This window comes from Gordonia malaquae NBRC 108250 (assembly GCF_000344135.1).
Taxonomy (GTDB): Bacteria; Actinomycetota; Actinomycetes; order Mycobacteriales; family Mycobacteriaceae; genus Gordonia; species Gordonia malaquae.
In genome coordinates, this window is sequence record NZ_BAOP01000022.1 from 1 (window position 1) to 25,644 (window position 25,644).

The window sequence follows — 25,644 nt, forward strand, 5'->3', positions numbered from 1 at the left end:
CCCAGTAACATTGACTTCGACAAAGAGCTGGGAAGTCGGCGGCGAGCTTGGCGGAGAAGTCGGCAATGATGTGGGCGCCAAGGCAAGCGCCCAAATATCGGCCAAGTATGGGCAGTCTATGTCCCAGGAAGTCCAGTACTCCAGCTCAATGGGGCTCGATACCAGCAAACTGAAACCTGGGCAACGAATGGTCGGGTACTCCATGTACAATAAGTACCTCGTTACCGTGCAGAAGTATCACACAGAGAGCAAGACGGTGGAATCGACAAAGCAGTATATCGTCTTAATCCCTATCGATGGCCTCGATGCCGATGTGGAAGACGTGTAGCCATGAGGAGAACCGTTCTGCTCTCTTTGTCTGCGGTCGCCCTGATTGCGGTTGCACTTATCACCACGTTGTACTTCACACGAACCGCGGAGCCTAACCCACCTGCGGCCGAACCCCTTCCCTCGCGCGTTCAGGGCGAAACCGTCACAGGACTCGACCTCGTAGGTTTGCCTCCCTCCACCGCAGAGGCTCGCCTGGGGTATCCAAAAAATGATCCTTTTGGCTCACCCCCGAGAATCATTGGCCAAGACCCTTCGGTCAACTTGAATGCGCCGACTATTATCACTGCAGTCTGCATGAACCCGAAAAGTGAATCTGAGAGATCGTCTGGCACTGTTGTCTTCGAGGTCGCGAACCCCCAACAGATTAGCGAGAACGACCTCGCTCTACTAAAGAAGTTCACTTATAAGTCACGTCGACAGCACATTAAGGACGCGACTGGCTGTGAAAGTGACGTGATCGGCGTGTTTGTGCCAGGCGAGAGATAATCAATACTCTGGCACAAGTTGAGGCAGTCGAATAGACGATCAACCGCCCCAACACCCATACGCAGGAAAGGCGCCCCACCCTCCGAAGAGGTTGGGGCGCTTTTCAGTTCACGACAGCGGCGAGACGCTACTGATCCTCCGAGTGATGCTTCGCCGCGATCGCATCCTGACGATCCAGACGGACTGCGAGCTCGTCGAGCCGAGCCGGGAGCGCCTGATCTCCCGCACGCCTCGCCACCCGATCCTCCCGGACCTCCGCACCGATCGTCTCGACGAGCGCCCTGACGTCGCCGACGGCGTCGGACACGTCGTCGAGGTCGTACCGCATCGGCCGCTGATGCGAGTTGACCGTCGACTCCCAGATCTCCCGGATCGTCTTCGCCTGCTCCTCGACCTGCTCACCGTCTCTTCGTGCCGGACGCCGCCCTTTCGGGCGACCACGATCGCGGTGATGCCGGTGACTGCCACGGCGATCAACGCGGCGCCGTTGTCGATGAGTCAGCAACGAGATCAAAGACGCTGTCAGCCTGGGCCTGCTCCGCAGCCCACACCGACCACGCGCCGGTCACTCGCGGTCCTTGCTGAGGGTCGGGGTGTGCCACGCGGCCATTGTCGAACCACCCGGCCGCAGATCAGACGGTATAGTCACCGCCGATCACATCCACCGATGTCCGCACGCGAACAGCCGACTGCCTGACGATCGATCCTCGCCCGCGACGACATCGCCTGAGAAAGCCGGAACCATGAGGCCACTTCACGCGATCACCGCCGTCGGTGCAGCCCTTGTGCTTGCACTCTCCGCTTGCGGCACCGAGCAAGAGGCCGCGCCGGCCTTGAGCACCACGGCGCAAGCAGACGCCTCCGGCACCGAGAACGCATTGCGAGCGCGGCTCGACGACGTCTATCGCATCGTCATCCAGGGCGGGCAGTGGGCCAAGGGATACGACTACCTGTCCCCTCGCTGCCAGACGAAGCACAACCGCACCGACGTCGAAGCAGCACTCAAGGCCGAATACGGCCCCGAGTCCGGCCGCGACTTCTCGGGCGAGCCCACGTATGTCATCACCGTGGACGACGACTCCGCGTCAGTCGTGACACGGGCATCGGATGGCAAGGGCTCGAACGCACCTAAGACCTGGACCTTCGTCGACGGACAGTGGTCGAACGACAGCTGCTGACACCGGACCGCACTCGACGACAGTCGGCCGCTCGGACGATTTCTGGCGAGCACGGACCACAACCAGGACAAGTAGCGGACCGTCGAAGGCATGAGTGTGCGTGAGACGGTCCTCCGAAATCCGAAGCGTTCGGCAGTGATCGGCGTCGGCGGCTTGATAGCACTGCTCGGATCGTGCGGGATCGGCGCAGCGGTGAGCAGCCCCGCGCCGATGGCCAGCCCACCGACGACGATCACACAGACCGAGGTTCTCACGGAGACGACGACTGTCACCGCGACTCCGACAACGTCCGAGCAGCCAGTGAAGCGGACGACCACACGGGAGCCGCGAAAGCCGAGGACGACAACGGAGGAGTCGCCCCGCGTGCGCGCGGCAGTCCCTCGTCGGACCCGAACACCACGACCGGCCCCGACAACCGAGTCGGACGCTTCGTACGCCAACTGCGGTGAAGCTCGAGCAGCGGGCGCGGCGCCGCTTCTCCAAGGTCAACCCGGATATCGCAGCAAACTCGACCGCGACGGCGACGGAGTCGCGTGCGAGTAGCCCCAAGACTCGAAGGTTGACACTTTTCCTCGTCTGTCTCATTATCAACACATGTTGATGGATTCGTCGCAGGGCTATTCACTCCGCTCCGATGACACGTGGCGGGACCCGTTCACGATGTACTCACGCCTGCGGGCAGACGACCCCGTCCACAATGTGGTTCCCGCCGATCGGCCGTCCGACGACTTCTGGGTGTTGACCCGCCACGCTGATGTGATGGCGGCAGCAAAGGACTGGCAGACGTTCTCGTCCGCGCAGGGACTGACCGTGACGTACGGCGAACTACAGAAGATCGGGCTCGCCGACAACCCTCCGATGGTGATGCAGGACCCGCCGGTGCACACCGACTTCCGCAAGCTGGTGTCGCGCGGGTTCACTCCGCGCCAGGTCGTGACGCTTGAACCGCTCGTGCGCGACTTCGTGGTCGAGCGAATCGAACGCCTCCGCGCCGAAGGCTCCGGCGACATCGCCGCGGAACTGTTCAAACCGCTGCCGAGCATGGTCGTCGCCCACTACCTCGGCGTGCCGGAGGAAGACCGCGCGCGGTTCGATGCGTGGACCGACGCGATCGTCGCCGCCAACCCCGGTGCCGATCTCGGTGCAGCGATGACCTCGGCCGCCGACGCCGTCCTCGAACTCACGTCGTACTTCGCCGAACTCATCGAACACCGCCGCAAGCACCCGGGCGACGACACCGTCTCCCACCTCGTCGACGCGGGAATCGCCACTGACTCGGCGGGCCTGCTGTCGGTGCTCGCGTTCGCATTCACGATGGTCGCGGGCGGGAATGACACCACGACGGGCATGCTCGGTGGTTCAGCGGCCCTGCTCACCGAGCATCGGGACCAACGTCAGATCCTGATCGACGAACCGGAACTCATCGGGACTGCAGTCACCGAGTTGCTGCGACTGACCTCCCCAGTTCAGGGCCTCGCGCGGACCACGACCCGCGACGTCGACTACCCCACGGCGACGATCCCGGAGGGCCGAAAGGTCCTGCTCTGCTACGCCTCCGCCAATCGCGACGAGCGTCTCCACGGTCCGGACGCCGACCAACTCGACGTCCGGCGAGATCCGCCCGGCCTGCTCACCTTCAGCCACGGCTCGCATCATTGCCTCGGCGCGGCGGCCGCTCGCATGCAGGCCACCGTCGCTCTCACTGAGCTCTTGCATCGCTGCCCAGACTTCGAGGTGGATGTGGACGGGATCGTCTGGGCGCCGGGCAACTACGTGCGTCGTCCGTTGTCAGTACCCTTCACCGCATGACCTCCGAGTGGACCGGCGCACGACGCTCCGCCGCGCGTGACCGCATCCTGCAGGTGGCTGCCGAACAGTTCGCCGAGCACGGGGGCGACGTGTCGATGTCGGACATCGCAGCAGCGGCCGGCTGTTCGCGCGCGACGCTGTATCGGCATTTCGACAGCCGGACCGCCCTGCAGCTGGCGTACATCGCACAGGTCGCGGGGGAGATCTCCTCAACGATCGAGACCCGCTTGGCAGGAATCGACGACCGAACTGAACGAATCACCGAGGCAGTCTTGATCGCCCTCGCCGAGGTCCGCTCCGATCCCGCGCTGACCGCCTGGTTCACCTCTGCGGGCGCCGGGCTGACCAGTGAGCTCGCGCTGTCGTCGGACTCCGTCGGGGCGATCACGACGGCGTTCACGCAGGATCCGATCGCTGCGGCGTGGATCGTCCGCGTGATCGTCTCACTGCTGATCGTCCCCTCCTCGGAAGACGAGGAGAGGACGATGATTCAGCGTTTTGTGACACCGACGCTCAGCCGATGAGCCAACCGTGCTGAGCGCAGACCGGGTTGGTGACGCCGCCGAGAGCGCCCTCGACGAGGGAGATCATGCGTGGTGAGTAGACCATCGTGAGGTGATCCGACAGGTCTTTCGAGCAGCCGTCCTGGATGGTGATGTTGCGGACTCCAGCACTGCGGATGAACGCGGAGGTATACGGCGTGACGACCTCGTCGAACCGACTGGCAATGTTTGTGTACTCCACTCCGGGGTAGGTCATCCGGCCGCTGTTGAGCCGTTTGATGAACGGCGACCCGACGGACTGATCGATGGGACCGGCACCGTACAGCCACGCGTAGAACCCCATTATGTCGAGTCCTGCGCTATTGATCTGGCGGCCGATCCAGGCGAGGCCGTCGAGCGTGGTCCCGTGGTTGGGTGCGGCGAGCATCACGAGCTTGCCGATCTTGTTGTTCTCGGGATTCGACACATCGGCGCCCCCGTCCGCCTTCATCCACTGGCGGACCACAACCCCGCCCTGCGAATGTGACACCACGTCGACCTTCGCCGATCCGGTGGCCGCGCGGACCCGGTCGATGTAGCGACCCAGCTGTGTCGCCGACTGCGCAATGCTCGCGACACCGTTCGCGGCAGGCAGAATCGTGACCACCCCACCCTTGTCGACGAGATCGGTCCGGCCGTAGTTGGGCGCGAACACGCATCGCCCGGACTCTGCGAGCTCGGGTGCGATTCCCGCCCAATTGTCGTATGCGTCCTCGTAGGTGCCGTGGACGAGGACCACCGGGTTCTCCCCTTCCTTCGGCGTGCATCCGAAGTCGTTCGCGCCAGGAGGGGCAGAGTTCGGGTGCAGTTGGGCGTAGAGGTAACCCGCCCAGAACCCTGGCTGACGTGGCCCCACGTCCGCGGTGCCACCGATCGCCTGCAGCGTCTTCGGCGCGGCCTGCACAGTGGCCGACGCGCACACGGACGCTGCGGCAATAGCGCCCAGAATCGCGACAACCCACCGCCTCGACATCGTTCTCATCACGTCAGAACATCCCTCTTTCCAGTTCGCGACAGGCCCTCAACCTTCGCGTTCGGCTGCTCCTGCAACCAGTCCAATGCGCTACGCGCCGTCCAGAACTCGAGCGGGAGGTGCGCGCCGTACGGCAATCGGCGGTAGTCGACCGTCGTCCCGACACTTCGGTAGCGATCGACGAGATCGTCGACGTCGGACACTGAGATCACCTCGTCTCGCATCCCCTGCTGAATGAGCAGCGGCATCGCCGACGCACTGCCGCCCGGCCGGATATCGGCGAGAACCGACGCCAGGCGGGGGTCGGCGAGCAGTCCGTCGACACCGTCGCGCAGATGTGCTCCGAGGTCCATCCCACGTAGTCGGATGAGCAACGGCACCGTCGTGAACCGCTCCGCCGTGTCGACGGCAGCACGTAGTCGAGCGTCCGCGTGGTCGACGAGCACATCATCAACCTGCGGGTATGCCCGGCGCAGCCCGGCGATGAACATGATCGGAAATCCCGCGAACCGACCCGACGACAGCCTGCGCAGGGCGTTCGCCGGGTCCCCGACGGGGGACCCGGCAACCGCGCCGATCATCGGGAGTTCGGACGCGTAGTCGGCCGCGACCTCAGCGGCCCATAATGTCGCGAGACCTCCACCCGAGTAGCCCCACAGCCCGACGTCGAGACCGAACGTTCCGCGGTCCATCCCGAACCTACGCGCGGCTCGCACGCCGTCGAGCACGCGATATCCCGGCTCGCGAGCTGCGCCGAGCCGACCCTCGAAGCCACAGTGGTCCGGTATCGACACCACCCAGCCACGTCGAAGAGCCGCGACGACCTGACCGAACTCCAATTGGGCGAGGCTGCCCGCGGCCCTGGCTCCGAGACGAAGCGCATACGACGGCGAGCATCGCGGTGTCACCGCGTCGATCGCGCATTGGAACGAGAGGAGGCCCCGGTGGTCACCACGAGGAAAGAGGACCGTGGTCGTCGCCGCTTCCGGCGCACCCGTCAGATCCGTGGTCCGATACTGCAGCTGCCATGCATCGACAGACATCGGGAGTCGCCCGAAAGCTGCGGGCGTCACCCGTCGTTCGGCGAGCACGCCTCCCGGCTGCCGCGCGGCCATGTCGGCGACCGGCAGGTAGAAGCCATCATCGTCGGGTGGTCGGATCGTCGAATTCACAAGATCCAACGCTAGGTTCGATCCGGCCCGGCCGTCACTGCACGCACACGAGAACTATCCGCTCAGAATTTGTGCCCGGAACCAATTCCTCACCGAATCGACAATCCGATGGCACATACGAACGGAGTGTCGAGCAGTATGTCCTGATGACCGACGCCACCGAAGGACTGTCACCTCTGCTGTCACGCATGCGAGACCAGTGGGAGACGATCGCAGGAAAACTGCTCACCGACGGCCTCGCAGCGGCCATGCCCGACGGTGTTCCCGACGATCATTTCAACGCCGACGTCCTCCCCGCGATCACCTTGTGCGGCTACGCGCTGTTCGAAGCGATCTCGTCCGGTCGCGATCTGACGTATGACGAAGTCCGCGTCTTCGCGGAACCTGTCGCCGCCAAGCACGCCGAAGACCGCCTGCCCCTCCACATGTTGCTCACCGGCATGCACGCGTCCGCGCAGGTCCTTCTCGCCGAGGCAGCGGCGATAGCCGACGACTCCGAGATGGACCAGATGCTCGATATGGGCAAGCGAATGCTGAACTTGCTCGCGAGCCTCACATTGACGGCTGTCGCCGCGTACACGGAGGTGGAACAGTCGATCTACCATGCGGAACGCGAAGCGCGACGCGAGTTGTGCGCCGCGTTGATCGACGGACGAGCGGCCGCAGGACTCGCCGCCCGTGCCGACGCCTCGATCGCTGATCGGTACCTCGTACTGTCGCTTCGAGTAGACGTCGACCCGAGCCCGGTGAGCGCGGCTCACCTCATCTCCCGCAGGCGGATGCGACTGCTGCAACATGTGCTCGACGACCTGACCTCGAGCACCACCCTTGCCGTCTTCGACGGAGCAGTCGGGACTGCGCTCATCCCGGAGGCGTCGACCGACGACATCACCGACCGGGATAGATGGAGCGCACTGACATCGCGCCTCACGGATGAGTTCGACGCAGCGGTGCACGTCATCGTCGCGACCGGTGTCACGCCTGAGCAGATCCCGGCCGCTGTTGACGACGGCCGCGAACTGGCACGACTGGCCAGCGCACTTCGACGACCAAGCGGCGCTTACGAACTCGACGATCTGCTGCTCGAGTACCAGATCACCCGTCCAAGCGCGGCCCGTGACCGGCTCGCGGACCGCGTCGCGCCTCTGTTCAGTCAGGCGCACCTCCTCGAATCACTGCAAGCCCATCTCACACACGGCACGAATCGGAAGGAAGCCGCGAGCCAACTCTTCGTGCATCCGAACACCTTCACTTACCGGTTGCGTCGCGTCGCCGAACTGACCGGGCTCGACCCCGCCGATCCGTACGAGTCACGAATGCTCGCCGCGGCACTGACCATCTCGAAGGCACAGGACTCACCTAGTGTCGTCGAGACACCGTGAGCAGACGCCGGTTCGCGTCTCGTCCAGCAGCGAGACATCACGACCAACACGCTCAGGGTTCACCCGACGTAAGTGACGGCCAGCCCGACTGCACACGCACCGACCGACCCGCCGAGAGTCAGCACTGCGTACACGAGCCCCCGCCGACCGCCGGTGCGGACTGTCTCCAGGACCGACGTCGAGAACGTCGTGTACCCGCCGAGGAACCCTGTGCCGATCACCGTCTGCCAGTCGTGATCGGCGCCGTGGAACATCACCATGCCCGCGATCAATCCCATGGCGAGCGAACCCGTCACGTTGATGGCGAAGGTGGGGCCGGGGAAGGCTCCCGGCCACCGACGGCGACAGGCGTCGTCGACGAGGAACCTCAGTACGGCGCCGACCGCACCGGCGAGAAAGGTGAGTATCGGGATCATGCGTGATCACCGGCCATGTGCACGCTGCGGCGGGCCGCCCACACGCCTGCCGCGGCGGCCAGCACACCGACGATCACGCTGACGAGGGCGTAGACGACCGCGATCGCAGGATGCCCGTCCTTGCCCAGCAGGCTGATCTCCAGCGAGAACGCGCTGTACGTGGTGAATGCTCCGCAGAATCCGGTGCCCGCGGTCAGCCTGATCCGGCGACGCCGCCCGACGTCCGGGCCCCGTCGCACCAGCCCTTCGAGCAGCGCGCCGAGCACAAACGCACCGACGATGTTGACCAGGAACGTCCCCACCGGCCACTGCCCCGAGTCTGCGGGCCACTGCTCCTCGGCAGCCCACCGCGCTGCAGTCCCGACCACGCCCCCCGCGAAAACCGACAAGATGTCGCCGACACCTGGTCGGCTGCGCTGCTCGGTCACTCAGCCAGACTACGGGCGATCCGACCTATAGTTGACAGGACATCGACCACACCGGCCCGAGGAGCCCGCCATGTCTGAGTTCATCGACAAGATCAAGCACAAGGTGGAAGAGATCTCGGCAGCGGTCGACAACGAGCTCACCGTCCTCGAGGGCGCGGGCGGCGACGACATCCTGGCCGACCACGACGACAAGCCTACAGAGAACGCCTAGGAGAAGCCCTAGCGGCGGGTGGCGAGTTGGTCGCCGAGTTTGACGACCATCGCGCCGACCGCGAACTTCGGCTTCACGTTCATCTCCAGCACTTCGCGGCATTCCAGCACTGCTTCGATGCAGCGTAGAAGCTTGTCGGGCGTGGCGTAGTCGGCCATGGGCGCCACCACGTCGTGCTCCTTGTCGGGGTGCATCAGCGTGACACGCGCCCCCAGGGAGACGGCGAGCGCATCGCGGAACAGTGCCGCCAGGTCGACGAGCGCCCGGTCCAGAACGTCACGCATCACGCGGGTCCGTCGCGACTTCTGCTGCTTCTCCAACTCCTTGACCGCGCCCGCGGTCCCTCGAGGCGGCCGCGCCGTGCCTTTGCCGGTTCCGCCGGCCCCCAGCGCCGTCATGAGTTCTTCTGTTTCGGCCGCGTCGATCTCGTCGCTGATCGCTGCCGCCGCTTCAGCCGCTGTCTTCACCAACTTGTCGGCCGCAGAGTACGCCGTCGAATCCCGAGTAGCCGCGCGGGCAAGGCTCAACGCCTGATCGCGCTGCGCACGTGCGATCGGATCGGTCGCGAGTCGCTTCGCCCGGCCGACGTGTCCGCCGGACACCGACGCCGCCCACCGCGCGGGTTCGGCGTCGATGCCGTCCCGTTCCATCAGAACACGTGCGATCTCACTGCTCGTCGGCGCGGTCAGCGCGACGTGCCTGCACCTGGATCGAAGGGTGATCGCGATGTCGTCCGGGGACACCGACGGCGCGCACAGCAGGAAGATCGTGCGGTCCGGCGGCTCTTCCACCGCCTTGAGCAGCGCGTTGGCACCCTGTTCGGTGAGACGATCAGCGTCTTCGACAACCACGATCTGCCACCGCCCGGTGGTCGGGCGTCGCGCGGCCATCGAGACGATCTCACGGATCTGCTTGACCGAGATCGTCAGACCGTCGGGAACGATGTGGCGGACGTCGCCGTGCGATCCAGACATGACCGTCGTGCACGCCCGGCACTCACCGCAGCCCACCACGTCCGACTGGCACTGCAGGGCGGCGGCGAACGCGGTCGCAGCGATCGACCTGCCACTGCCTGCGGGTCCGGTGAACAGCCAGGAGTGGGTCATCGACTCGCGGACGCCCACCGGGAGTTCGTCGACCGGGTCGCCCTCGAACATCGAGACCGCGCCGTCTGCGGCCTCCTCCAGACGTGCCGCGACCAGGCGCGCAGACGTTGCCGCGGCTCGGAGTTCGGCGGCGAGGGTGTCCTGCCCGATCAATCGATCAAAGACATTTGTCACACCGGCAAGCCTAATCCCCAGTTCAGACGACCGATGACCCGCAACCCGTTTAACAATTGCAAGCACCCCGGTACCGTGGACTCGTGGTAGCAAGACGGTTCGGCCTCGCCAAGCCGGCGCAGACCCTGCGCTGGCTGGCACACACGCCCTGGCCTGTCCTTGCCCTCGATCTCCTTCGAGCCAATCTCGTCGGCGCACTCTTCACGTTCGCTTTCCTCCGCTTCGGCATGCCACCCGCAGACGCCTTCTCCATCGGCGACGCGGACGCCTACAACCAGGTCGCGTTCGCGATCTATCTCGTGGTCGCGGTCCTCGTCGGCATGTACGCCACGGTGGCGCTCAGCATGCCGGTCCTGATATGGCATCGTCGCAGGTCACGGCTCGACGACGCGGCGGCTCGCAAACGAGCTCTCCAGTTGCCGAGCCTCCTGACCCTGACCACACTCGGCCTGTGGACGGTCGGCGGCATCTTCCTCTCGATCATCAACTGGCGCACCACCTCGGCCAAGGACGCGATTCTGGTCGCGTTGGCGAGCCTTGTCGGAGCCCTGGTGACCGGCGTTCTGTCGTTCATGCAGTCTGAGCGCGTCCTGCGTCCCATCACGGTGACCGCGATGGCTAACGATCCGGACTCCACCAACGCGCCCGGCATCACCGCCCGCATCTCGGTGTTCTGGGCGGTGACCGTCGGCGTTCCGATGCTGGTGATCGGCGCCCTCATCGTCCTGCAGCACTACCACTTCATCGACACCGATCCGAGCGGTCTGCTGCGGCCGATCCTGTGGCTGGCCGGCGCGTCGATCGTGTTCGGTCTCCTTGCGATCTCCCGCCTCGTCGGGTCGATCACCGACCCCATCAAACAGCTCCGGGTGGCGTTGGCGCAGGTCCGCGCCGGCAACCTGAACGTGGCAGTCAAGGTGTACGACGGCAACGACCTCGGCGCACTGCAGTCGGGTTTCAACGAGATGGTGTCCGACCTTCGGGAGCGCCAGGAACTGCGGAACCTGTTCGGCCGCTACGTCGGCGAGGACGTCGCCCGCCGCGCCATCGAGACGGGAACTGAGCTCGGCGGCGAGGAGCGCTACGTCGGCGTGCTGTTCGTGGACATCGTCGGCTCGACGCGCCTGGCGGTGAACCGCCCGCCGCGCGAGGTGGTGATGCTCCTCAACGAGTTCTTCCAGATCGTCGTCGAGGTGGTCGGCCGTCACGGCGGGTTCGTCAACAAGTTCCAGGGCGACGCTGCTCTCGCGATCTTCGGTGCGCCTTTGGATCAGGACGACTTCGCGGGGGCCGCTCTCGCCGCCGCCCGTGACCTGCGTGTCCAGCTCGACAAGCGTCTCGGCGACGTCGACATGGGCATCGGCGTCTCCGCGGGCAAGGCAGTCGCCGGCCACATCGGCGCCGAGGAGCGTCTCGAGTACACGGTGATCGGCGACCCGGTGAACGAAGCCGCCCGCCTCACCGAACTGGCCAAGGATGAGCAGACACGCGTCCTCGGATCGGCGCGAGCCGTCTTCCTCGCCGGCGACGACGAGGCCGCCCACTGGGCCATCGGCGAAGGCGTCGAACTCCGCGGTCGAGGCATCGAGACCCTCCTGGCCCGCCCCGACATCGACGTCACGACGCCCACTGTTCCTGAAGCCTGAGTCCGGTTCACAGCAAAGACGCTGCTTACAGCGACATCCGCTCCCCAAAGAAGCAATCCGCTCCCTCCAGCTACATCCGCTCCCTCCGGGAAGGGAGCGGATGTAGCCGAGAGGAGCGGGATGTCGACGAAGGGAGCGGATGGAGGCCACCCGCTGTCGTCCCCAGCGTCTTTGACGAAAGGCCGCGGTAGGAAGCTAAGCCTCCGGAGCAGCCTTCTTGGCAGCGGTCTTCTTAGCCGCAGCAGTCTTCTTAGCTGCCGCAGTCGTCTTCTTGGCCGCCGTGGTCTTCTTCGCCGCGGTCGTCTTCTTAGCCGCCGTGGTCTTCTTGGCGGCAGTCTTCTTCGCCGTCGTCTTCTTGGCGGTCTTCTTGGCAGTCTTCTTCGCCGGTCCGCGGGCGCGGCGGTCGGCGAGCAACTCCATCGCCCGTTCCGGGGTGATGGTGGCGACTTCGTCGCCCTTGCGGAGGCTGGCGTTCGTCTCGCCGTCGGTCACGTACGGGCCGAAGCGACCGTCCTTGATGACCATGGGTGCGCCGCTGACGTCGTCGTTCTTGCCGAGTTCACGCAGCGGCGGAGCTGCTGCGGCCCGGCCGCGGCGCTTGGGTTCGGCGTAGATCTTGATCGCCTCGTCGAGCGTCACGTCGAAGAGCTGGGCTTCGCTGGTCAGCGACCGCGAGTCGGTGCCCTTCTTCAGATACGGGCCGTAGCGGCCGTTCTGCGCGGTGATCTCCTCGTTCGTCGCGGGGTCGACGCCGACCACGCGCGGCAGGGACAGCAGTTTGAGTGCGTCCTCGAGCGTGACGGATGCGATGTCCATCGTCTTGAACAGCGAACCGGTGCGCGGCTTGGGCGCAGCCTTCTTGGCAGTCTTCTTCGCGGTCTTCTTGGCGACCTTCTTCGCCGTCGACGTCACGGTCGCGACACCGCCTGAGGGGACCTCGTCGAGTGCGACGACGGCGTCGCCGGTGGGCAGCTCGCCTCCGTCACGCGGGGTGGGACCGGCGGGGATGGTCGGGACGGGTGCTCCGTCGTCAGGCTCCTCGTCGTCGGGGAGGACCTCGGTGACGTACGGGCCGAAGCGGCCCTCCTTGGCGACGATGCGGTGCCCGGTCACCGGGTCGACGCCCAGTTCCCGTCCGTCCTGAGGCGTCTCGAAGAGCTTCTCGGCGACGGCGAGGGTCAGCTCGTCGGGCGTCATGTCGGTGGGCAGGTTCGCGCGCTGCAGATCGGGTTCGGCATCCGGACCTGCGACGTTGCGTTCCAAGTACGGTCCGTACCGGCCGACGCGGACGAACACCGGACGGCCTTCGGAATCGTCGAACAGCTTGATCGAGTTCACTTCGCGAGCGTCGATGCCCTCGAGGTTCACACCGACGAGCTTCTTGAGGCCACCGAGGCGGGCGATCGCGCCCGCAGCGTCCTCGTCCTTCGACGCGCCCTCTTCGTCACCGAAGTAGAACTCGGTGAGCCAGCGGGTGCGGTCTTCCTGGCCGGATGCGATCTGGTCGAGATCGTCTTCCAGTGAGGCGGTGAAGTCGTAGTCGACGAGACTGTTGAAGTAGCTCTCGAGCAGTCCGACGACGGCGAACGCCACCCACGACGGGACGAGGGCGTTGCCCTTCTTCACCACGTAGCCGCGGTCCTGGATGGTTCCGATGATCGACGCGTACGTCGACGGACGGCCGATGCCGAGCTCTTCGAGGACCTTGACCAGCGACGCTTCGGTGTAGCGGGCGGGCGGGTTGGTCGAGTGGCCGTCGGCGACGAGCGACGTCGCGGTGAGCGACTGGCCTTCGACGAGGTTCGGGAGTCGACTCTCGGCGTCGTCCGCCTGGCCGCCCGCAAGCTCGTCGACGGTCTCGACGTACGCCGACAGGAAGCCGGGGAACGTGATGGTGCGGCCGGACGATGCGAACGTGACCTGCTCGCCGGTCGACGCTCGTCCACCGATCTTGAGGCTCATCGTGGTGCCCTTGGCGTCTGCCATCTGCGACGCGACGGTGCGCTGCCAGATCAGTTCGTAGAGACGGAACTCATCGGTGTCGAGCGCCGAAGCCACCTGCCCGGGGGTGCGGAAGGTCTCGCCCGCCGGGCGGATCGCCTCGTGCGCCTCCTGCGCGTTCTTCACCTTGCGGTTGTACTGACGCGGGGTGGCGTGGACGAACTTGTCGCCGTACAGGTCCCGGGCCTGAGCACGGGCTGCGGTGATGGCCGACTCCGACAGCGTGGTCGAGTCGGTACGCATGTACGTGATGTAGCCGTTCTCATACAGCCGCTGCGCGATGCGCATGGTGCGGTCGGACGTGAAGCGGAGTTTCCGGCCGGCCTCCTGCTGGAGGGTCGACGTCATGAACGGCGCGTACGGCCGACGGGTGTACGGCTTCTCCTCCACCGACGTGACCGCGAGCGCGGTGCCGTCGAGGGCGGCGGACAGCGCGTTGGCGCGGGCGCCGTCGAGCACCGTGACGCCGGAGGCCTTCTTCAGCTTGCCGTCGGACCCGAAGTCGCGGCCGGTGGCCACACGGTCGTCGTTGATGTTGACCAGGCGCGAACTGAAGGTGCGCGGCGCGGCGTTCTCGCCTGCGTCCATCGTGGCGGCGATGTCCCAGTAGTCGGCCGACACGAACGCCATGCGCTCGCGTTCGCGCTCGACGATGATGCGCGTCGCGACCGACTGCACGCGGCCTGCCGACAGCTTCGGCATGACCTTCTTCCACAGGACCGGCGACACCTCGTAGCCGTACAGGCGGTCGAGGATGCGGCGGGTCTCCTGCGCGTCGACCATCGGCATGTCGAGTTCGCGCGGGTTCTCGGCGGCGGCGAGGATCGCCGACTCGGTGATCTCGTGGAACACCATCCGCTTGACGGGGATCTTCGGCTTCAGGGTCTCGAGGAGGTGCCAGGCGATGGCCTCCCCCTCGCGGTCACCGTCCGTCGCGAGGTAGAGCTCGTCGACGTCGCGCATCAGTGCGCGGAGCTCCGACACGGTCGACTTCTTGTCGGCGGAGACCACGTACAGCGGCTCGAAGCGGTCGTCGACGTTGACGCCGAGTCGGGCCCACGGTTGCCCCTTGTACTTGGCCGGCACGTCGGCGGCACCACGGGGGAGGTCACGGATGTGCCCACGCGACGACTCGACGACGTAGTTCGACCCGAGGTATCCCTGGATCTTGCGCGCCTTGGTCGGGGACTCCACGATCACGAGTCGCCGAGTGGCGGGGGACGCACTGCCTGTGGTGGCCACACCGTGCCCTTCGCTTAGAAAATTTCGCTGTTCGAATGCCGTTGTACCTTATATACGGGGTGTTCTGCACTCCACCCCGCCTAACGGGTCGAAGGTCACGATTGTTCCCGACGTACGCTGCAGTACAGGTCGTCAGCGTCGGATATCGGTTTCGAGCGCCGCTTCGATCCGGTCGCGGGCGAGTTCCTCGACGGTCTCCGCGGGACGAACGGGCGCAATCCGCTCCAGATCTGCGAGTACATCCTGAACGGTCCGGCCTAGCGGGCGGAGGTACTCCTGGAGTTCGATGAGGTCGAGTCTGCGTTCGCGCGACTCCACTTTGGACACCAACGACTGGACGACGCCGAGCCGCTCAGCGAGTTCGTCCTGCGTGAGACCGCTGAGCACGCGGTAGGACTTGAGGATTCGGCAGATCGCCTCAGAGCGCTGCACGTAATCCGCTCCCCTCAAGGACATTCATCGATCATCCCTCTGTCGAACATGACAACCCAATATCGGTTTAGACATTCTATGTTAGGTTGACGCGTGACGTCCGCTTCAGGCGATTGGCGCAGACGCGGGCACATCGGAGGGGAAACATGAAGACAGCACTCAAGCGAGCGGTGGCGGCGACCCTGGTCGCCGCGGCCGCCGGCACTGGCATGACGCTCGGGGCGACAGACGCCGAAGCGGCTCGATACGGCATTGCCGGCGGAACCTACACGTGGGCGCAGGTCCAGAACTGGGGACCGTACTCGAAGGTGACCGGCAAGGCATGGGTCCGCGGAAACGTCATGACCCTCAAGCCCAACAACCGCGGTGCAGCAACTGTTCGGTTCCGCATCGTGCCGACCCGCACCGGCGGCTACACCGATCCAGGCTTCGGTTCGCGCTTCGTCTTCAACCGAAAGGCCGGCGGCCGCTACTCGGGGCCCTCGTACACCTTCGGCATCCCCTCGGGCACCGTTCGCCTGACGCCGCGATGACCCGCACACGGATCGGCGCTGTCCTGGCCTGCGTTCTTCTCGTCGGCGCTGGGCTCACCGCTTGCGGCGACGACAGCAGCCACGACCCGAGTTCACCACAAGCAACCGCTACGGGCACCGCGTCGGACACAACGAGCGCGGCCGCAGCACCGGACCCGTGCCCGCCAAATCGCAACGGCGCGTGCACTCCCCTCGCCGTTGTCGACATGGACGGCTCGGGCGAGCCCGCGTCGCTCAGCCTGCATCCGATCGGGACGAAGCTCGTCACGCTGACGACGCCGACAGAGACGTACGTAAGCCCGGAGATCGCACCCGCGAGCGTCCGTCTCACTAGGCCGAAGTCGTCATCTGAGATCGCCGACGGCATCGCCTACTACGAACTCGATGGTCGTCCAGGGGCCGAGATCGTCGTGCCGATTGGAATGATGGGTTCCAATTCGGTGTTTCAGGTCTTCACGTTCCGAAACGGTGAACTCATCAGCGTCGGCGCACCCGGCGACACGTACCAGATGAACCTCGGATCATCGTTCTGGGTGTTTCCCGGTGAGGGAATTCTGGCTCGGGCGATGTGTCGCGACGGCGGACTCAGCCTCGGAAGCACGGAGATGCCGACTCCGAAACAGGGACACGTGATCGATTTCGTCTCCGAAACGAGCACCGGCGCAGGCGAGGCAAGCGAATGGGTCGTCAGCGGACGAAGGACAGTCACCCCGTCCGAGATCACCGATATGTCGATCGGCCAGACGCATTTCAAGTGCAAGGACGTCCGTATCAAGTCGCTCACTGGTGCCACGACCTCAGCAGCGACCACGACATCATGCGACTCGAGCAAGGACATGTCGGATGCGGTACGCACCGCGGTCCTCGGACTCTCCACCAAGAACGGGTGGCAATGGCAGGCGGACAACGCGGACGTGTCCAGCCTCGATCCATGCAAGACCTTGAGCTTCGCCACTACGACGATCGAGATGGCGACCAACTCGAGTCCGGTTGCGATCCTGCTCTTCAACAAGGGCAAGTTCGTCGGACCTGCATCGACGTGCTTCCCGCCGATCAAGGACGTCACCTCTTCTGGCGACGACACCGTGACCGTTACTTACCGATACCCGAACGAAGGCGATACGAACGCCGGGATGACCGGACGGGCCACCCTGACCTTCCGGTGGGACGGATCGAAGGTCGTCAAGACCGGTGACGTCCCCGCCCGACTCACGCAACTCGCCGGCTGCGCGCCATAAGGACCTCGGCATGGAGACGACCGCTGCGGAAGACACGTCAGCACCAGACCCCACGCCCTTTGTTGTCGTACCCGCCCTCGTTTCGATTCTCTCGGCATCGCCGCACCGCCCCCACTGAGGAGCATTCAGAAGTCATGGACGAAACAACAGGTTCTGCTGCGCGGTACGGGTCTCGAAGGCCCGCCGAAGGAGCATTCCGAAAGGCGCTGAACGTCAGCGATTCGGTTCCCGACAGAATCCGACGAGTGATCGTCTCCCAGACCGGCGGGACCACCCGCCGAGATGAGATCCGAACTCATTTCATCGCAGCCGCCGGAACCTTCGTTCTCGGTGTGGTTCTGTTCAGCTTTGTCTTGTGGTTCACCACGGTGATTCAAGGCATGGTCGTCGGCGGGCGTGACCGCAGCATCATTGGAAACCTGTTCTTCCTCGTACTCGGTCTAGCACTCGCCCTTGCGATGGTTCCAGCCGGGCTCATTGCACTCCGCATGATCTTCATTACTCCGTTCATCAAGGCCGCCAAGGGTTTCGTCAGCGAGAAGACGCCACCGACAACGACGTTTGCGTACGTCACGGACGACGCTGGGCCAGCGCCGACCTTCGACTACGATTCAGCGGTCGCAATGCTCGCCGATGACAGCAACGCACCTGCGAACGAGGAGGAGGCGCAGTGGTGGCGCGGCGCAAAGGGTGAGGTGATCGTCGGCGAACTGCTCGAGCAACTTCCGGAGGGCTACGAAGTCGCGCACGACATCGAAATCCTTGACGGACGTGGTCGGGTCCGAGCGAACATCGACCACATCGTCACCGGCCCGGCCGGCGTCTGGATGGTCGACGCCAAGCACTGGCGCGGGTACACCAAGGTGGAGAACGACGGTATCGCAGGCGCGGAGTACAAGCAGAACGCCGCACGCATCACCCGCTGGGAGGCGAGCCAGATCGGCTGCGACGTCGACGGCATCATCATCGCCGTGGTCGGCGGCAAGGTCAGGCGATCCGGTGTCATTCTCGACGGCGAACGAGATGATATCCCGGTCATCGTCACCGAGGCTCAAGTTGTCAACGGCTTTCTGCAGAACCATGCAGCGGGGAGGAACGAGTCCGGCCCGCCGATGCACGAGGTCGCAACACGTTCGCGCACCCTGCGCTTCGGCTGAATGGAAGGCACCCACTCATGAACTCGATGCAGCGGAGTCTCGATGCCGCGATCCGTTCCGCGAAAGCGAACACTCCGGCGCCACATCCCCTATCGGAAGCATCACCGGCCCAACCGTCATCGATCTCGCTCGTCAAACCTGCGCCAGTCGCTTCCGACTTCGACGAATGGCTGGAGACCGATGAAGGAGCGGCATTCCACGCCTGGAAGTTCACTGCAGGAACGCAGGTACGGTTCGCTGCAGCAGTCGACGCGCTGTGGACGGCTGCCGTCGACGACATCGTCGACGACTGGGTGACGACCCACGGCCCGCTGTTGGAACAGCTCACAGCCTTGTCGAAAGGATCCGGCGCCGAGGTCGATGTCGCCGCAGCCGGATTCGAAGCACTTCGGCAGCACTCCCGAACCGAACTGGGCTTCTACCCGCTCGATCAGGCTGATCGACCGCGATGGCAACCTCCTGAGACCCGGGCCTATCTGTCGGGTGTCACGAGGCACATCTCCGCCGTGACAGCAGATCACCGCGGCCATCACACGCTGCCAGACCTTGCCCACGTCGACTGCGTTCCGATCGAGTCCATTGTCAGCACTCGACTTCGCACGATCCTTCGCGAACTGTTCCCGGACGACTAGGGCAGTTCAGCCCTCCGGCCACACCCCGCCCGGAGCTTCGAGGGGCACCCCGCCGACAGTCTCGGCTAGGCGAGAGAGTCGCTTGTGTCCCGACACCCGCAGGGCGGGGTTGTTTCCGCGGACGCCGACGAGGGTCGGGGCTATGCCGACGCGCATGAGCGACGTCGCGAGCGGAGCGTGTGTGTCGGGGGCGCTGGGGTCGAGCCCAAGGACGTAGTGGACGCCGTCGAAGCGTCCGGCCGCGAGGACCCAGAGGCGTAGTGCGCGTGGGCTGGGCGTCCACCCCTCCGGGACCGCTTTCACCGCGCCAGAGGACCAGCGGCGGTGCAGTGCAGTGATCCGGGGGTTCGCTTCGGTGCGTGCGATCGGCGATCCCTCCTCGGACGTGAGGGTTTCGGCATCGAGACCGGTGGCCATGATGTCGGCGGCGATCTCGTCTGCCCGCCACTGCTCACCGACGACGACGGATACCCGCGCGCCGAGCGACGTGTGGACCGACTGTCCTTGTGCCGCAAGGAGACCCGCAAGATCGTCGATCACAGGATCTTCCGTGTCTGCGGAGAACAACGACATCTGGCTCACACCGTTGATCTTATAGTGCACAGCGCACAACTCCCGGCCCCGCCGAAGCGGAACCGGGAGTTGTGTCTAAGTGTCTGGTGTCGCCCCGAGGGGCGGGTCAAATCAGACTGCGCGAACGCCGGTGGCCTGCGGGCCCTTGGTGCCCTGGCCGACCTCGAACTCCACGCGCTGGTTCTCTTCGAGGGTTTTGAAGCCGTTGCCCTGGATCTCCGAGTAATGAACGAACACGTCGTCATTGCCCTCGTCAGGCGCGATGAAGCCGAAGCCCTTCTCCGCGTTGAACCACTTCACAGTGCCCTGTGCCATTTACTGCATTCCTAACTTTTGCTTCCCGTCACGGAACGTCCCGACGGGGGCCTGTTCCGACCGCCATACCTCAACTAGCCCCGCCTATTGGCGATGGAACCGACTGCAAGTACCACGCTCGCAACTACCTTCGCCATCGAAGCGAAGTGTGCGACCAGGACTAGCTAATCACGTTTCGGGGCGGCGCGATACTTTTAGCGCACGACGATCGAGAAGAACCTGGAGCGAGGGCGATGCAACACGCGACGTACGGCAGCGAACTGCTCGGTCGCACCCTCGCCGGAACACCGTCCGACGAGACGTCACCCCTCACTCACATGGCCGTGATCCCCACGCGGACAGCACAATTCGACGAGTGGCCGGAGTGGGTCCATCCGCAGGTCCGGGAGGCGTTCGTCGAGCGCGGCGTCCGGACGCCGTGGCGTCACCAGATCGCCGCGGCGAATCATGCGCGCGAGGGACGCCACGTGTGCGTCTGCACCGGCACCGCGTCGGGCAAGTCACTCGCCTACCAGTTGCCGATCCTCACCACGTTCGCCGAGGATCCCAACGCGACCGCGCTCTACCTCTCCCCCACGAAGGCGTTGGGCAGCGATCAGCTGCGGGCGACGGCCCAATTGATCACCGGGCGGTCGGCCTTCGCGCACCTGCAGCCGTGCGCGTACGACGGCGACACCGACTCCGAGCTGCGCCAGTGGGCGCGACAGCATTCACGGTGGATCTTCACCAACCCCGACATGCTCCACGTCGGCATCTGCTCCTCGCACCCCAAGTGGCGGCAGTTCTTCAGCAAGCTCAAGTACATCGTCGTCGACGAGTGCCACCACTATCGTGGCGTGTTCGGGTCGCACACTGCGCTGGTCCTGCAACGCACGCTTCGCATCGCCCGTCGCTACGGCGCGGATCCCGTGGTCATCGGGGCGTCGGCGACGGTGTCGAATCCCGCACAGGCGTTGTCGCGGCTCATCGGCGAGGACGTCGTGGCCGTCACGGACGACACGTCGCCGCACGGTGAGCGGACCGTCGCCATGTGGGAGCCGGGATTCCTCGAGGGCTCCGGCGGAGAGGATCCGACGACCGGAGAGAACGGGGCACCCGTCCGTCGCGCCGCGGGCGCTGAGGCGGCACGACTGCTCGCAGACTTCGTCATCGAAGGCGCCCGGACCCTGTGTTTCGTACGGTCCCGCCGTGGGGTCGAAGTGACGGCGGTCAAGGCCAAGCAGTTGCTCGCGGAGTCAGCGCCCGAACTCGTCGATCGCGTAGCCGCGTATCGCGCCGGCTACCTCGCCGACGATCGCCGCAAGCTGGAACGTGCGCTGTCCGACGGTGAACTGCTCGGCGTCGCCACCACCAACGCTTTGGAACTCGGCGTCGACATCAGCGGCCTCGACGCCGTCGTCGTCGCCGGTTACCCCGGAACTGTCGCATCGTTCTGGCAGCAGGCCGGGCGCGCCGGACGACGCGGCGAAGGATCGCTCGTGGTGATGATCGCGCGCGACGATCCGCTCGACACCTACCTCGTCCACCATCCCGAAGCTCTGCTGGAGCGGCCCGTCGAGGCGACGGTCACCGACCCGACCAACCCGTACGTCCTCGGCCCACACCTGCTGTGCGCCGCAACCGAGTTCCCGATCACGCCTGACGAGGCCGAGGCGTGGCATGCCGTCGGCGTGATCGACGAACTCGTCGTCGACGGGCAGCTCAAGCGACGGAAAGCCGGGTGGTACCCCGCGCCCGGCCTGGATCCCCACGGCGACATCGACATCCGCGGCGGGATCGGCGGGCAAGTGCTGATCGTCGACGCGACAACCTCCCGCCTCCTCGGGACCGTCGACTCCTCGCGTGCGAAGACGTCCGTCTTCCCCGGTGCCGTCTATCTGCATCAGGGCGAGAGCTTCGTGGTCGACGAACTCGATCTCGACGACGGCCTCGCTCTAGCTCACCCGGAGGAGCCGGACTGGACCACGTCCCCGCGCGAGGTGAGCGACGTGGTGATCGACCGGGTCGTCGAGCAGCGCTCGTTCGGACCGTTGACCGTCGCCTTCGTCGAGGTGACCGTGACGAGCCAGGTGGTCGGCTTCCTTCGGAAGGCACTGTCGGGCGAGATCCTCGACCAGGTCGCGCTCGATCTACCGGAGGAGAGCCTTCCGACGAGGGCCGTCATGTACACCCTCGAGCCGGACACCATGGTCGACGCCGGGATCACACCCGACAAGTTCCCCGGCGCTCTTCACGCCGCCGAACACGCGGCCATCGGAATGCTGGGGCTGGTCGCGACGTGCGACCGCTGGGACATCGGCGGACTGTCGACCGACGTGCATCCGCAGACCGCGCTGCCCACGGTGTTCGTCTACGACGGCTTCCCCGGAGGCGCAGGATTCGCCGAGCGCGGCTATCACGCGTTCGCGGATTGGATCTCCGCGACCGATGTCGCCGTCTCATCCTGCGCGTGCGACTTCGGCTGCCCGTCGTGTGTGCAATCGCCGAAGTGCGGCAACGGAAACGAACCGCTCGACAAAGAACACGCCATCAAGCTCCTCCGCCTTCTCGGGCGGTTGTACGGGAGTTGACGGTCAACCGCGCGTATCCAACGTTCGGGTGTGAACGGCGTCGATCATCACCTTGTCGCTCGTCGCGATCGTCAGACCACGCCGGGCGGCCTGGGCGACGATCATCCGGTCGAACGGATCTCGATGATCCCAGTCCAGCGTGCCCGCGAGGATGGCATCGCTCGCGTCGACCGGCAGATCAACAGCGGACATCGCCGCGAGCGTCTCCGGCCATGTCGCAAGCAGGGGGCCGGCATCCAGTTTTCCCAACCTGGCCTTCGTCGCCACTTCCCAGGCAGACGCAGACGACACGTAGACCTCCGTCGCCGGATCACTGATCACGGCCAGCGCCGCGCTGTTCAGCCTGCTCGGCTCGGTCAATAACCACAGCAGCGCGTTCGTGTCGAGCAGGATCGATGTCACGCGTCGCCCTCCCACGCACCGAGTTCACTGTCGGGCAGCGGAGCATCGAAATCGTCGGGCACGACCATCCCCGGGAACTGCCCGAACTGCCGCGTTGCAGGAGTGACAGGCGACAAGACAGCGACCGGCCTGCCGTGGTTCGTGATCGTCACAGGAACACCCGTCCGCTCGACTTCGGCGAGCACAGCGTTCAGTCGCGCCTTCGCATCGGTGCTGCTCATCACGTTCATTCTCCAATCGTACCCATGAACTGACTATTGCCAATAGTCAATTTTCGCCCAGGCGTCACTCCTCCACCGGCCCCGCACGGGCCGCAGCGACCGCGTCCCGAACCCCGAGCCCGCCGAGCCGAACCGAGACCGCAACTCGAAGGACGACGTCCTGTCCGTCCACCGTGCACGACGTGATCCGCGGGCGGCCGTCCGCTGAGGCGAGCAGCTCTTTCGCGGCGGCACACCCGTCGTCGCCGAGAACGTGCGCAGACGCGGCGGCGAGCGCTCCGAGATCGGCCGCACTCTGTGCCCGGTGACGGGCGACCACCGCCACTCCGACGTACAGCACCCCGACAAGCACACTGGCGAGAGCCGCGATCACCGCAGCACCGGTGATGGTGGAGAAGCCCTCGTCATTCCGCCGACGCATCGGCAGCACCCGCAGGCTCAACGGCTGCGACAGCCCGCGCCGACACCGTCAGCATCGGGACCAGTGGAACATCAGCCGACACCGTGACGGTGACCGTCTCCCCCGACGTCACCACCGCGACGGACGCACCTCGGGGAGCGACTCGGCGCCCGACCGATTCAGCCGCCGCATCGCCTGCCGCGGTGAGCCTGGCGACTTCACGCGCGGCGTCCGTGCACCGGATCTGCGTCGCCACCCCCGCGACCGCACCGATCCCCACAAGCAGGAACGCGGCTATCGCCGCCAACGCGAAGGCCGCCTCGACAGTCACCATTCCGCGCTCGTCGACGAACAGACGACTCAGCACGTCAACCGACCGATGTGCTGAGCGCTTTCGAGATGATCCCGGTCAGCGCGGTGACGACGTTGTCGCCGGTCACAACCGTGTACAGGATCGCCCCGAACGCCGCAGCCGCAATCGTGCCGATGGCGTATTCGAATGTGGCGCTTTACACCAATCGTGACCTGCGGTTTTTCTAAACGGTCCGATCAGTCCGTTCCGTAGCGGCGACCAGCATGGGTCTTCGCAGCACGTTCAACACTCTAGTAGGCACCGGCGGCAGAGCCACCGCCAAGACCTCTTTGAATCAACAGGAGGTCCAGTTGTCAGAAATCATTGCACTCAAGATCCGCACCGAGAACAGCTACGCCACAGGCGCAGTCTTCACCCACGTCCTCGCCGTCGAGGTACCGCCACCGCCGAGCGACGACCTCGACGACTGGGCCCAGGACCAGCTCCTGTCGTTCACGGGCGAGGGCCCGCAGTACGCCGATGTGCCCGCGATATACGAGGTCGAGATCCTCAGTGCGCCAGCCGAGTTCGCCCACCTGGTCAGCCTGACCGCGAGCGCCGAGGGCTGACAGACGTGACGGACACCATCACCGATCCGTGGGTACAGCGCCAGGTGGCCGCTGGCCTCGTCCCCGAGCGGGCCAGGACTCTGGACCGCGCCGACGTCGCCCGCCGGTACAACCGGGTCCACAATCTGGCCCCGGACCACGACGACTACCTGTACAGCCCCGGCCAGGCGCAGCAGACCGCTCGTGACGCCTTGGCGTTCATGGGCATCGACCTGACCGACGGCACCAGGATTGTCCTCACCGACGGAGTAGCCGGACGCCGCGGCCGCGCCTACGTGGCCAACGTCGGCCAGATAGAGGCCGGGGTCGAAGAACACCGTCTGGTCACGGGCGAGACCATCAGCGCCGACGCACTGATCCAGGCATTGCCGTGGGAATGACCGTGACGTCTGCCCTCGCGGCCCTGCGTGACGCGGTCGCCGCCCGCGACCGCTTCACCGCCGCCAACCAGGACCCGTCCGACTGGTCCCACTACGACGAATCCGTCACCGACCTGACCGAGCAGATCGCCGCTGCCGCAACCACTTTCCTCGATGAGATAGGAGCGCACCCATGACCACCACCGTCATCGCCGAGCCCCAGGTATGGGCCGGCTGCCTGAACTGCTACAACTCCGGTCGACTCGTAGGCCACTGGTTCGGCGTCACCGAGGCTGCCGACGTAGACCTGGCCGCGGTGCACCGCGGCTCCGGGGTGAACACCGCCGCCGAGGGCTGCGAGGAACTGTGGTGCCTCGACATCGACGGCCTGCCCGTCCGCCGCGAGATGGGTTTGCTCGAAGCCGCCGAGTGGGGCGAGGTCTTCACCGAGGCCGGCGAGAGCTGGCCAGCAGTCGCCGCGTGGGTCCGCACCGGCGACTACATCGCCGAGGGAGACACCGACCTGCCGGTGCTGAGTGACTTCACCGACCGCTACTGCGGGCACTGGGACTCGTTCCGCGACTATGCCTTCGGCCTCGCTGATGACATCGGGCTCCTGCGCGACGTCCCCGAGGAGATCGAGCGCTACTTCCACTGGGACGCCTGGATCAGGGATCTCAAGATGGATCACAGCACCGCCGAGGCCCCCGATGGCGGCGTCTACATCTTCCGGTCGCTCTGAGCAGCCGCACCCCCGCAGACAGCAGCAGAGGCGCCGCCCGCAGGCGGCGCCGC

General features: G+C 65.6%; 31 protein-coding genes and 1 pseudogene. 17 read left to right on the forward strand and 15 right to left on the reverse strand.

Annotated elements, in window-relative coordinates; translation table 11 throughout:
- A partial coding sequence (locus GM1_RS14705; RefSeq protein WP_008380065.1) for a hypothetical protein occupies nt 1-328 on the forward strand: 328 nt, incomplete at its 5' end.
- Between the two features lie 615 nt (nt 329-943).
- Here the strand turns inward: GM1_RS14705 and GM1_RS21630 are convergent.
- A complete protein-coding gene (locus GM1_RS21630; RefSeq protein ID WP_052005427.1) occupies nt 944-1,330 on the reverse strand; it encodes a hypothetical protein in 387 nt (128 codons plus the stop codon).
- Nucleotides 1,331-1,559: 229 nt separating this feature from the next.
- Between GM1_RS21630 and GM1_RS14715 the strand changes: the two genes are divergently transcribed.
- The 4 genes from GM1_RS14715 (at nt 1,560) to GM1_RS14730 (ending at nt 4,327) form a co-directional block, all read left to right on the forward strand.
- Nucleotides 1,560-1,994 (forward strand): hypothetical protein, encoded by a 435-nt coding sequence (locus GM1_RS14715; protein ID WP_008380070.1) that lies wholly within the window; start codon nt 1,560-1,562, stop codon nt 1,992-1,994.
- Nucleotides 1,995-2,084: 90 nt separating this feature from the next.
- Nucleotides 2,085-2,537 carry an excalibur calcium-binding domain-containing protein gene (locus tag GM1_RS14720; RefSeq protein WP_052005428.1) on the forward strand — a complete coding sequence of 151 codons (453 nt, stop codon included), beginning with the start codon at nt 2,085-2,087 and terminating at the stop codon, nt 2,535-2,537.
- Between the two features lie 51 nt (nt 2,538-2,588).
- The gene (locus tag GM1_RS14725) at nt 2,589-3,803 is read left to right on the forward strand and encodes a cytochrome P450 (protein WP_008380074.1); all 1,215 of its coding nucleotides are present in this window, start codon (nt 2,589-2,591) and stop codon (nt 3,801-3,803) included.
- Nucleotides 3,800-4,327, forward strand: coding sequence for a TetR/AcrR family transcriptional regulator (locus GM1_RS14730; RefSeq protein WP_008380076.1), 528 nt, complete (start codon nt 3,800-3,802; stop codon nt 4,325-4,327). The genes GM1_RS14725 and GM1_RS14730 overlap by 4 nt, the downstream gene beginning before the upstream one ends.
- Here the strand turns inward: GM1_RS14730 and GM1_RS14735 are convergent.
- Together GM1_RS14735 and GM1_RS14740 are read right to left on the reverse strand one after the other, a co-directional pair.
- Nucleotides 4,317-5,327, reverse strand: coding sequence for an esterase/lipase family protein (locus GM1_RS14735; RefSeq protein WP_157436046.1), 1,011 nt, complete (start codon nt 5,325-5,327; stop codon nt 4,317-4,319). The two genes, GM1_RS14730 and GM1_RS14735, sit on opposite strands and share 11 nt — an antisense overlap.
- A complete protein-coding gene (locus GM1_RS14740) occupies nt 5,327-6,490 on the reverse strand; it encodes a lipase family protein (RefSeq protein ID WP_008380080.1) in 1,164 nt (387 codons plus the stop codon). The genes GM1_RS14735 and GM1_RS14740 overlap by 1 nt, the downstream gene beginning before the upstream one ends.
- 146 nt (nt 6,491-6,636) lie before the next feature.
- Here GM1_RS14740 and GM1_RS14745 point away from each other — a divergent pair, with 146 nt between their 5' ends.
- Nucleotides 6,637-7,872 (forward strand): PucR family transcriptional regulator, encoded by a 1,236-nt coding sequence (locus GM1_RS14745; RefSeq protein ID WP_008380081.1) that lies wholly within the window; start codon nt 6,637-6,639, stop codon nt 7,870-7,872.
- 59 nt (nt 7,873-7,931) lie between these two features.
- Here GM1_RS14745 and GM1_RS14750 read toward each other — a convergent pair whose 3' ends face one another.
- Both GM1_RS14750 and GM1_RS14755 read right to left on the reverse strand, forming a co-directional pair.
- Entirely contained in the window at nt 7,932-8,288 is a 357-nt protein-coding gene (locus GM1_RS14750; protein WP_008380083.1) for a fluoride efflux transporter FluC, read from the reverse strand.
- On the reverse strand, nt 8,285-8,716 hold the full coding sequence (locus tag GM1_RS14755) for a fluoride efflux transporter FluC (RefSeq protein ID WP_223291309.1): 432 nt from the start codon (nt 8,714-8,716) through the stop codon (nt 8,285-8,287). Before GM1_RS14755 ends, GM1_RS14750 begins: the two co-directional genes overlap by 4 nt.
- A gap of 70 nt (nt 8,717-8,786) precedes the next feature.
- Here GM1_RS14755 and GM1_RS22620 point away from each other — a divergent pair, with 70 nt between their 5' ends.
- Nucleotides 8,787-8,927, forward strand: coding sequence for a hypothetical protein (locus GM1_RS22620; RefSeq protein ID WP_169332786.1), 141 nt, complete (start codon nt 8,787-8,789; stop codon nt 8,925-8,927).
- Between the two features lie 8 nt (nt 8,928-8,935).
- Here the strand turns inward: GM1_RS22620 and GM1_RS14760 are convergent, their stop codons facing one another.
- On the reverse strand, nt 8,936-10,207 hold the full coding sequence (locus GM1_RS14760; protein WP_040520277.1) for a DNA polymerase III subunit delta': 1,272 nt from the start codon (nt 10,205-10,207) through the stop codon (nt 8,936-8,938).
- A gap of 83 nt (nt 10,208-10,290) precedes the next feature.
- Here GM1_RS14760 and GM1_RS14765 point away from each other — a divergent pair, with 83 nt between their 5' ends.
- Entirely contained in the window at nt 10,291-11,853 is a 1,563-nt protein-coding gene (locus GM1_RS14765; RefSeq protein ID WP_008380087.1) for an adenylate/guanylate cyclase domain-containing protein, read from the forward strand.
- Between the two features lie 195 nt (nt 11,854-12,048).
- On the opposite strand, the gene topA is transcribed toward GM1_RS14765, so the two are convergent.
- Together topA and GM1_RS14775 are read right to left on the reverse strand one after the other, a co-directional pair.
- Nucleotides 12,049-15,096 carry a type I DNA topoisomerase gene (gene topA, locus GM1_RS14770; RefSeq protein WP_008380089.1) on the reverse strand — a complete coding sequence of 1,016 codons (3,048 nt, stop codon included), beginning with the start codon at nt 15,094-15,096 and terminating at the stop codon, nt 12,049-12,051.
- Between the two features lie 132 nt (nt 15,097-15,228).
- On the reverse strand, nt 15,229-15,528 hold the full coding sequence (locus GM1_RS14775) for a helix-turn-helix transcriptional regulator (protein WP_217997952.1): 300 nt from the start codon (nt 15,526-15,528) through the stop codon (nt 15,229-15,231).
- Nucleotides 15,529-15,674: 146 nt separating this feature from the next.
- On the opposite strand from GM1_RS14775, the gene GM1_RS22355 reads away from it, so the two are divergent.
- The 4 genes from GM1_RS22355 (at nt 15,675) to GM1_RS14795 (ending at nt 19,088) form a co-directional block, all read left to right on the forward strand.
- On the forward strand, nt 15,675-16,061 hold the full coding sequence (locus tag GM1_RS22355) for a hypothetical protein (protein WP_008380093.1): 387 nt from the start codon (nt 15,675-15,677) through the stop codon (nt 16,059-16,061).
- Nucleotides 16,058-17,299: an LppP/LprE family lipoprotein gene (locus GM1_RS21635; protein WP_157436048.1), complete on the forward strand. Its 1,242-nt coding sequence runs from the start codon at nt 16,058-16,060 to the stop codon at nt 17,297-17,299. The genes GM1_RS22355 and GM1_RS21635 overlap by 4 nt, the downstream gene beginning before the upstream one ends.
- Before the next feature lie 245 nt (nt 17,300-17,544).
- On the forward strand, nt 17,545-18,456 hold the full coding sequence (locus GM1_RS14790) for a nuclease-related domain-containing protein (protein WP_008380097.1): 912 nt from the start codon (nt 17,545-17,547) through the stop codon (nt 18,454-18,456).
- Between the two features lie 17 nt (nt 18,457-18,473).
- Nucleotides 18,474-19,088 carry a hypothetical protein gene (locus GM1_RS14795; RefSeq protein WP_008380098.1) on the forward strand — a complete coding sequence of 205 codons (615 nt, stop codon included), beginning with the start codon at nt 18,474-18,476 and terminating at the stop codon, nt 19,086-19,088.
- Nucleotides 19,089-19,094: 6 nt separating this feature from the next.
- Here GM1_RS14795 and GM1_RS14800 read toward each other — a convergent pair whose 3' ends face one another.
- On the reverse strand, nt 19,095-19,670 hold the full coding sequence (locus tag GM1_RS14800) for a hypothetical protein (RefSeq protein ID WP_040520295.1): 576 nt from the start codon (nt 19,668-19,670) through the stop codon (nt 19,095-19,097).
- 102 nt (nt 19,671-19,772) lie between these two features.
- Nucleotides 19,773-19,976, reverse strand: a complete 204-nt coding sequence (locus GM1_RS14805) for a cold-shock protein (protein ID WP_008380101.1) — start codon at nt 19,974-19,976, stop codon at nt 19,773-19,775.
- A gap of 233 nt (nt 19,977-20,209) precedes the next feature.
- Between GM1_RS14805 and sftH the strand changes: the two genes are divergently transcribed.
- Nucleotides 20,210-22,546: a DEAD/DEAH box helicase gene (sftH, locus tag GM1_RS14810; protein ID WP_008380103.1), complete on the forward strand. Its 2,337-nt coding sequence runs from the start codon at nt 20,210-20,212 to the stop codon at nt 22,544-22,546.
- 3 nt (nt 22,547-22,549) lie between these two features.
- On the opposite strand, the gene GM1_RS14815 is transcribed toward sftH, so the two are convergent.
- The 5 genes and pseudogenes from GM1_RS14815 to GM1_RS21980 all read right to left on the reverse strand — a co-directional run.
- Nucleotides 22,550-22,948, reverse strand: coding sequence for a type II toxin-antitoxin system VapC family toxin (locus tag GM1_RS14815; protein ID WP_008380104.1), 399 nt, complete (start codon nt 22,946-22,948; stop codon nt 22,550-22,552).
- The gene (locus GM1_RS14820; RefSeq protein ID WP_040520280.1) at nt 22,945-23,178 is read right to left on the reverse strand and encodes a type II toxin-antitoxin system Phd/YefM family antitoxin; all 234 of its coding nucleotides are present in this window, start codon (nt 23,176-23,178) and stop codon (nt 22,945-22,947) included. The genes GM1_RS14815 and GM1_RS14820 overlap by 4 nt, the downstream gene beginning before the upstream one ends.
- A gap of 55 nt (nt 23,179-23,233) precedes the next feature.
- Nucleotides 23,234-23,590, reverse strand: a complete 357-nt coding sequence (locus tag GM1_RS14825) for an Rv3654c family TadE-like protein (RefSeq protein ID WP_040520297.1) — start codon at nt 23,588-23,590, stop codon at nt 23,234-23,236.
- Complete coding sequence (locus GM1_RS14830; RefSeq protein WP_008380110.1) at nt 23,574-23,936, reverse strand: TadE family type IV pilus minor pilin; 363 nt, start codon at nt 23,934-23,936, stop codon at nt 23,574-23,576. Before GM1_RS14830 ends, GM1_RS14825 begins: the two co-directional genes overlap by 17 nt.
- 1 nt (nt 23,937) lies before the next feature.
- Nucleotides 23,938-24,075, reverse strand: a pseudogene (locus tag GM1_RS21980) (DUF4244 domain-containing protein); the annotation flags it as partial.
- A 157-nt stretch (nt 24,076-24,232) separates the two neighbouring features.
- On the opposite strand from GM1_RS21980, the gene GM1_RS14835 reads away from it, so the two are divergent.
- Genes GM1_RS14835 through GM1_RS14850 form a run of 4 tightly spaced genes read left to right on the forward strand, consistent with a single transcriptional unit; the run spans nt 24,233 to nt 25,591 of the window.
- Nucleotides 24,233-24,490 (forward strand): hypothetical protein, encoded by a 258-nt coding sequence (locus tag GM1_RS14835; protein WP_157436050.1) that lies wholly within the window; start codon nt 24,233-24,235, stop codon nt 24,488-24,490.
- Nucleotides 24,491-24,495: 5 nt separating this feature from the next.
- Nucleotides 24,496-24,870 (forward strand): hypothetical protein, encoded by a 375-nt coding sequence (locus GM1_RS14840; protein WP_008380113.1) that lies wholly within the window; start codon nt 24,496-24,498, stop codon nt 24,868-24,870.
- 2 nt (nt 24,871-24,872) lie between these two features.
- The gene (locus GM1_RS14845; protein ID WP_157436052.1) at nt 24,873-25,046 is read left to right on the forward strand and encodes a hypothetical protein; all 174 of its coding nucleotides are present in this window, start codon (nt 24,873-24,875) and stop codon (nt 25,044-25,046) included.
- Complete coding sequence (locus tag GM1_RS14850; RefSeq protein WP_008380117.1) at nt 25,043-25,591, forward strand: antirestriction protein ArdA; 549 nt, start codon at nt 25,043-25,045, stop codon at nt 25,589-25,591. Before GM1_RS14845 ends, GM1_RS14850 begins: the two co-directional genes overlap by 4 nt.
- The last annotated feature ends 53 nt before the right edge of the window (nt 25,592-25,644 follow it).

What these genes read in the sequence shown, in the direction of transcription:
- GM1_RS14820 (WP_040520280.1), bottom strand. Translation starts at nt 23,178, where the DNA reads ATGAACGTGATGAGCAGCACCGATGCGAAGGCGCGACTGAACGCTGTG.
- GM1_RS14795 (WP_008380098.1), top strand. Translation starts at nt 18,474, where the DNA reads ATGAACTCGATGCAGCGGAGTCTCGATGCCGCGATCCGTTCCGCGAAA.
- GM1_RS22355 (WP_008380093.1), top strand. Translation starts at nt 15,675, where the DNA reads ATGAAGACAGCACTCAAGCGAGCGGTGGCGGCGACCCTGGTCGCCGCG.
- GM1_RS14735 (WP_157436046.1), bottom strand. Translation starts at nt 5,327, where the DNA reads ATGAGAACGATGTCGAGGCGGTGGGTTGTCGCGATTCTGGGCGCTATT.
- GM1_RS14745 (WP_008380081.1), top strand. Translation starts at nt 6,637, where the DNA reads ATGACCGACGCCACCGAAGGACTGTCACCTCTGCTGTCACGCATGCGA.
- GM1_RS14715 (WP_008380070.1), top strand. Translation starts at nt 1,560, where the DNA reads ATGAGGCCACTTCACGCGATCACCGCCGTCGGTGCAGCCCTTGTGCTT.
- GM1_RS14850 (WP_008380117.1), top strand. Translation starts at nt 25,043, where the DNA reads ATGACCACCACCGTCATCGCCGAGCCCCAGGTATGGGCCGGCTGCCTG.
- sftH (WP_008380103.1), top strand. Translation starts at nt 20,210, where the DNA reads ATGCAACACGCGACGTACGGCAGCGAACTGCTCGGTCGCACCCTCGCC.
- GM1_RS22620 (WP_169332786.1), top strand. Translation starts at nt 8,787, where the DNA reads ATGTCTGAGTTCATCGACAAGATCAAGCACAAGGTGGAAGAGATCTCG.
- GM1_RS14805 (WP_008380101.1), bottom strand. Translation starts at nt 19,976, where the DNA reads ATGGCACAGGGCACTGTGAAGTGGTTCAACGCGGAGAAGGGCTTCGGC.
- GM1_RS14825 (WP_040520297.1), bottom strand. Translation starts at nt 23,590, where the DNA reads ATGCGTCGGCGGAATGACGAGGGCTTCTCCACCATCACCGGTGCTGCG.
- GM1_RS14725 (WP_008380074.1), top strand. Translation starts at nt 2,589, where the DNA reads ATGTTGATGGATTCGTCGCAGGGCTATTCACTCCGCTCCGATGACACG.
- GM1_RS14730 (WP_008380076.1), top strand. Translation starts at nt 3,800, where the DNA reads ATGACCTCCGAGTGGACCGGCGCACGACGCTCCGCCGCGCGTGACCGC.
- GM1_RS14720 (WP_052005428.1), top strand. Translation starts at nt 2,085, where the DNA reads ATGAGTGTGCGTGAGACGGTCCTCCGAAATCCGAAGCGTTCGGCAGTG.
- GM1_RS21635 (WP_157436048.1), top strand. Translation starts at nt 16,058, where the DNA reads ATGACCCGCACACGGATCGGCGCTGTCCTGGCCTGCGTTCTTCTCGTC.
- GM1_RS14750 (WP_008380083.1), bottom strand. Translation starts at nt 8,288, where the DNA reads ATGATCCCGATACTCACCTTTCTCGCCGGTGCGGTCGGCGCCGTACTG.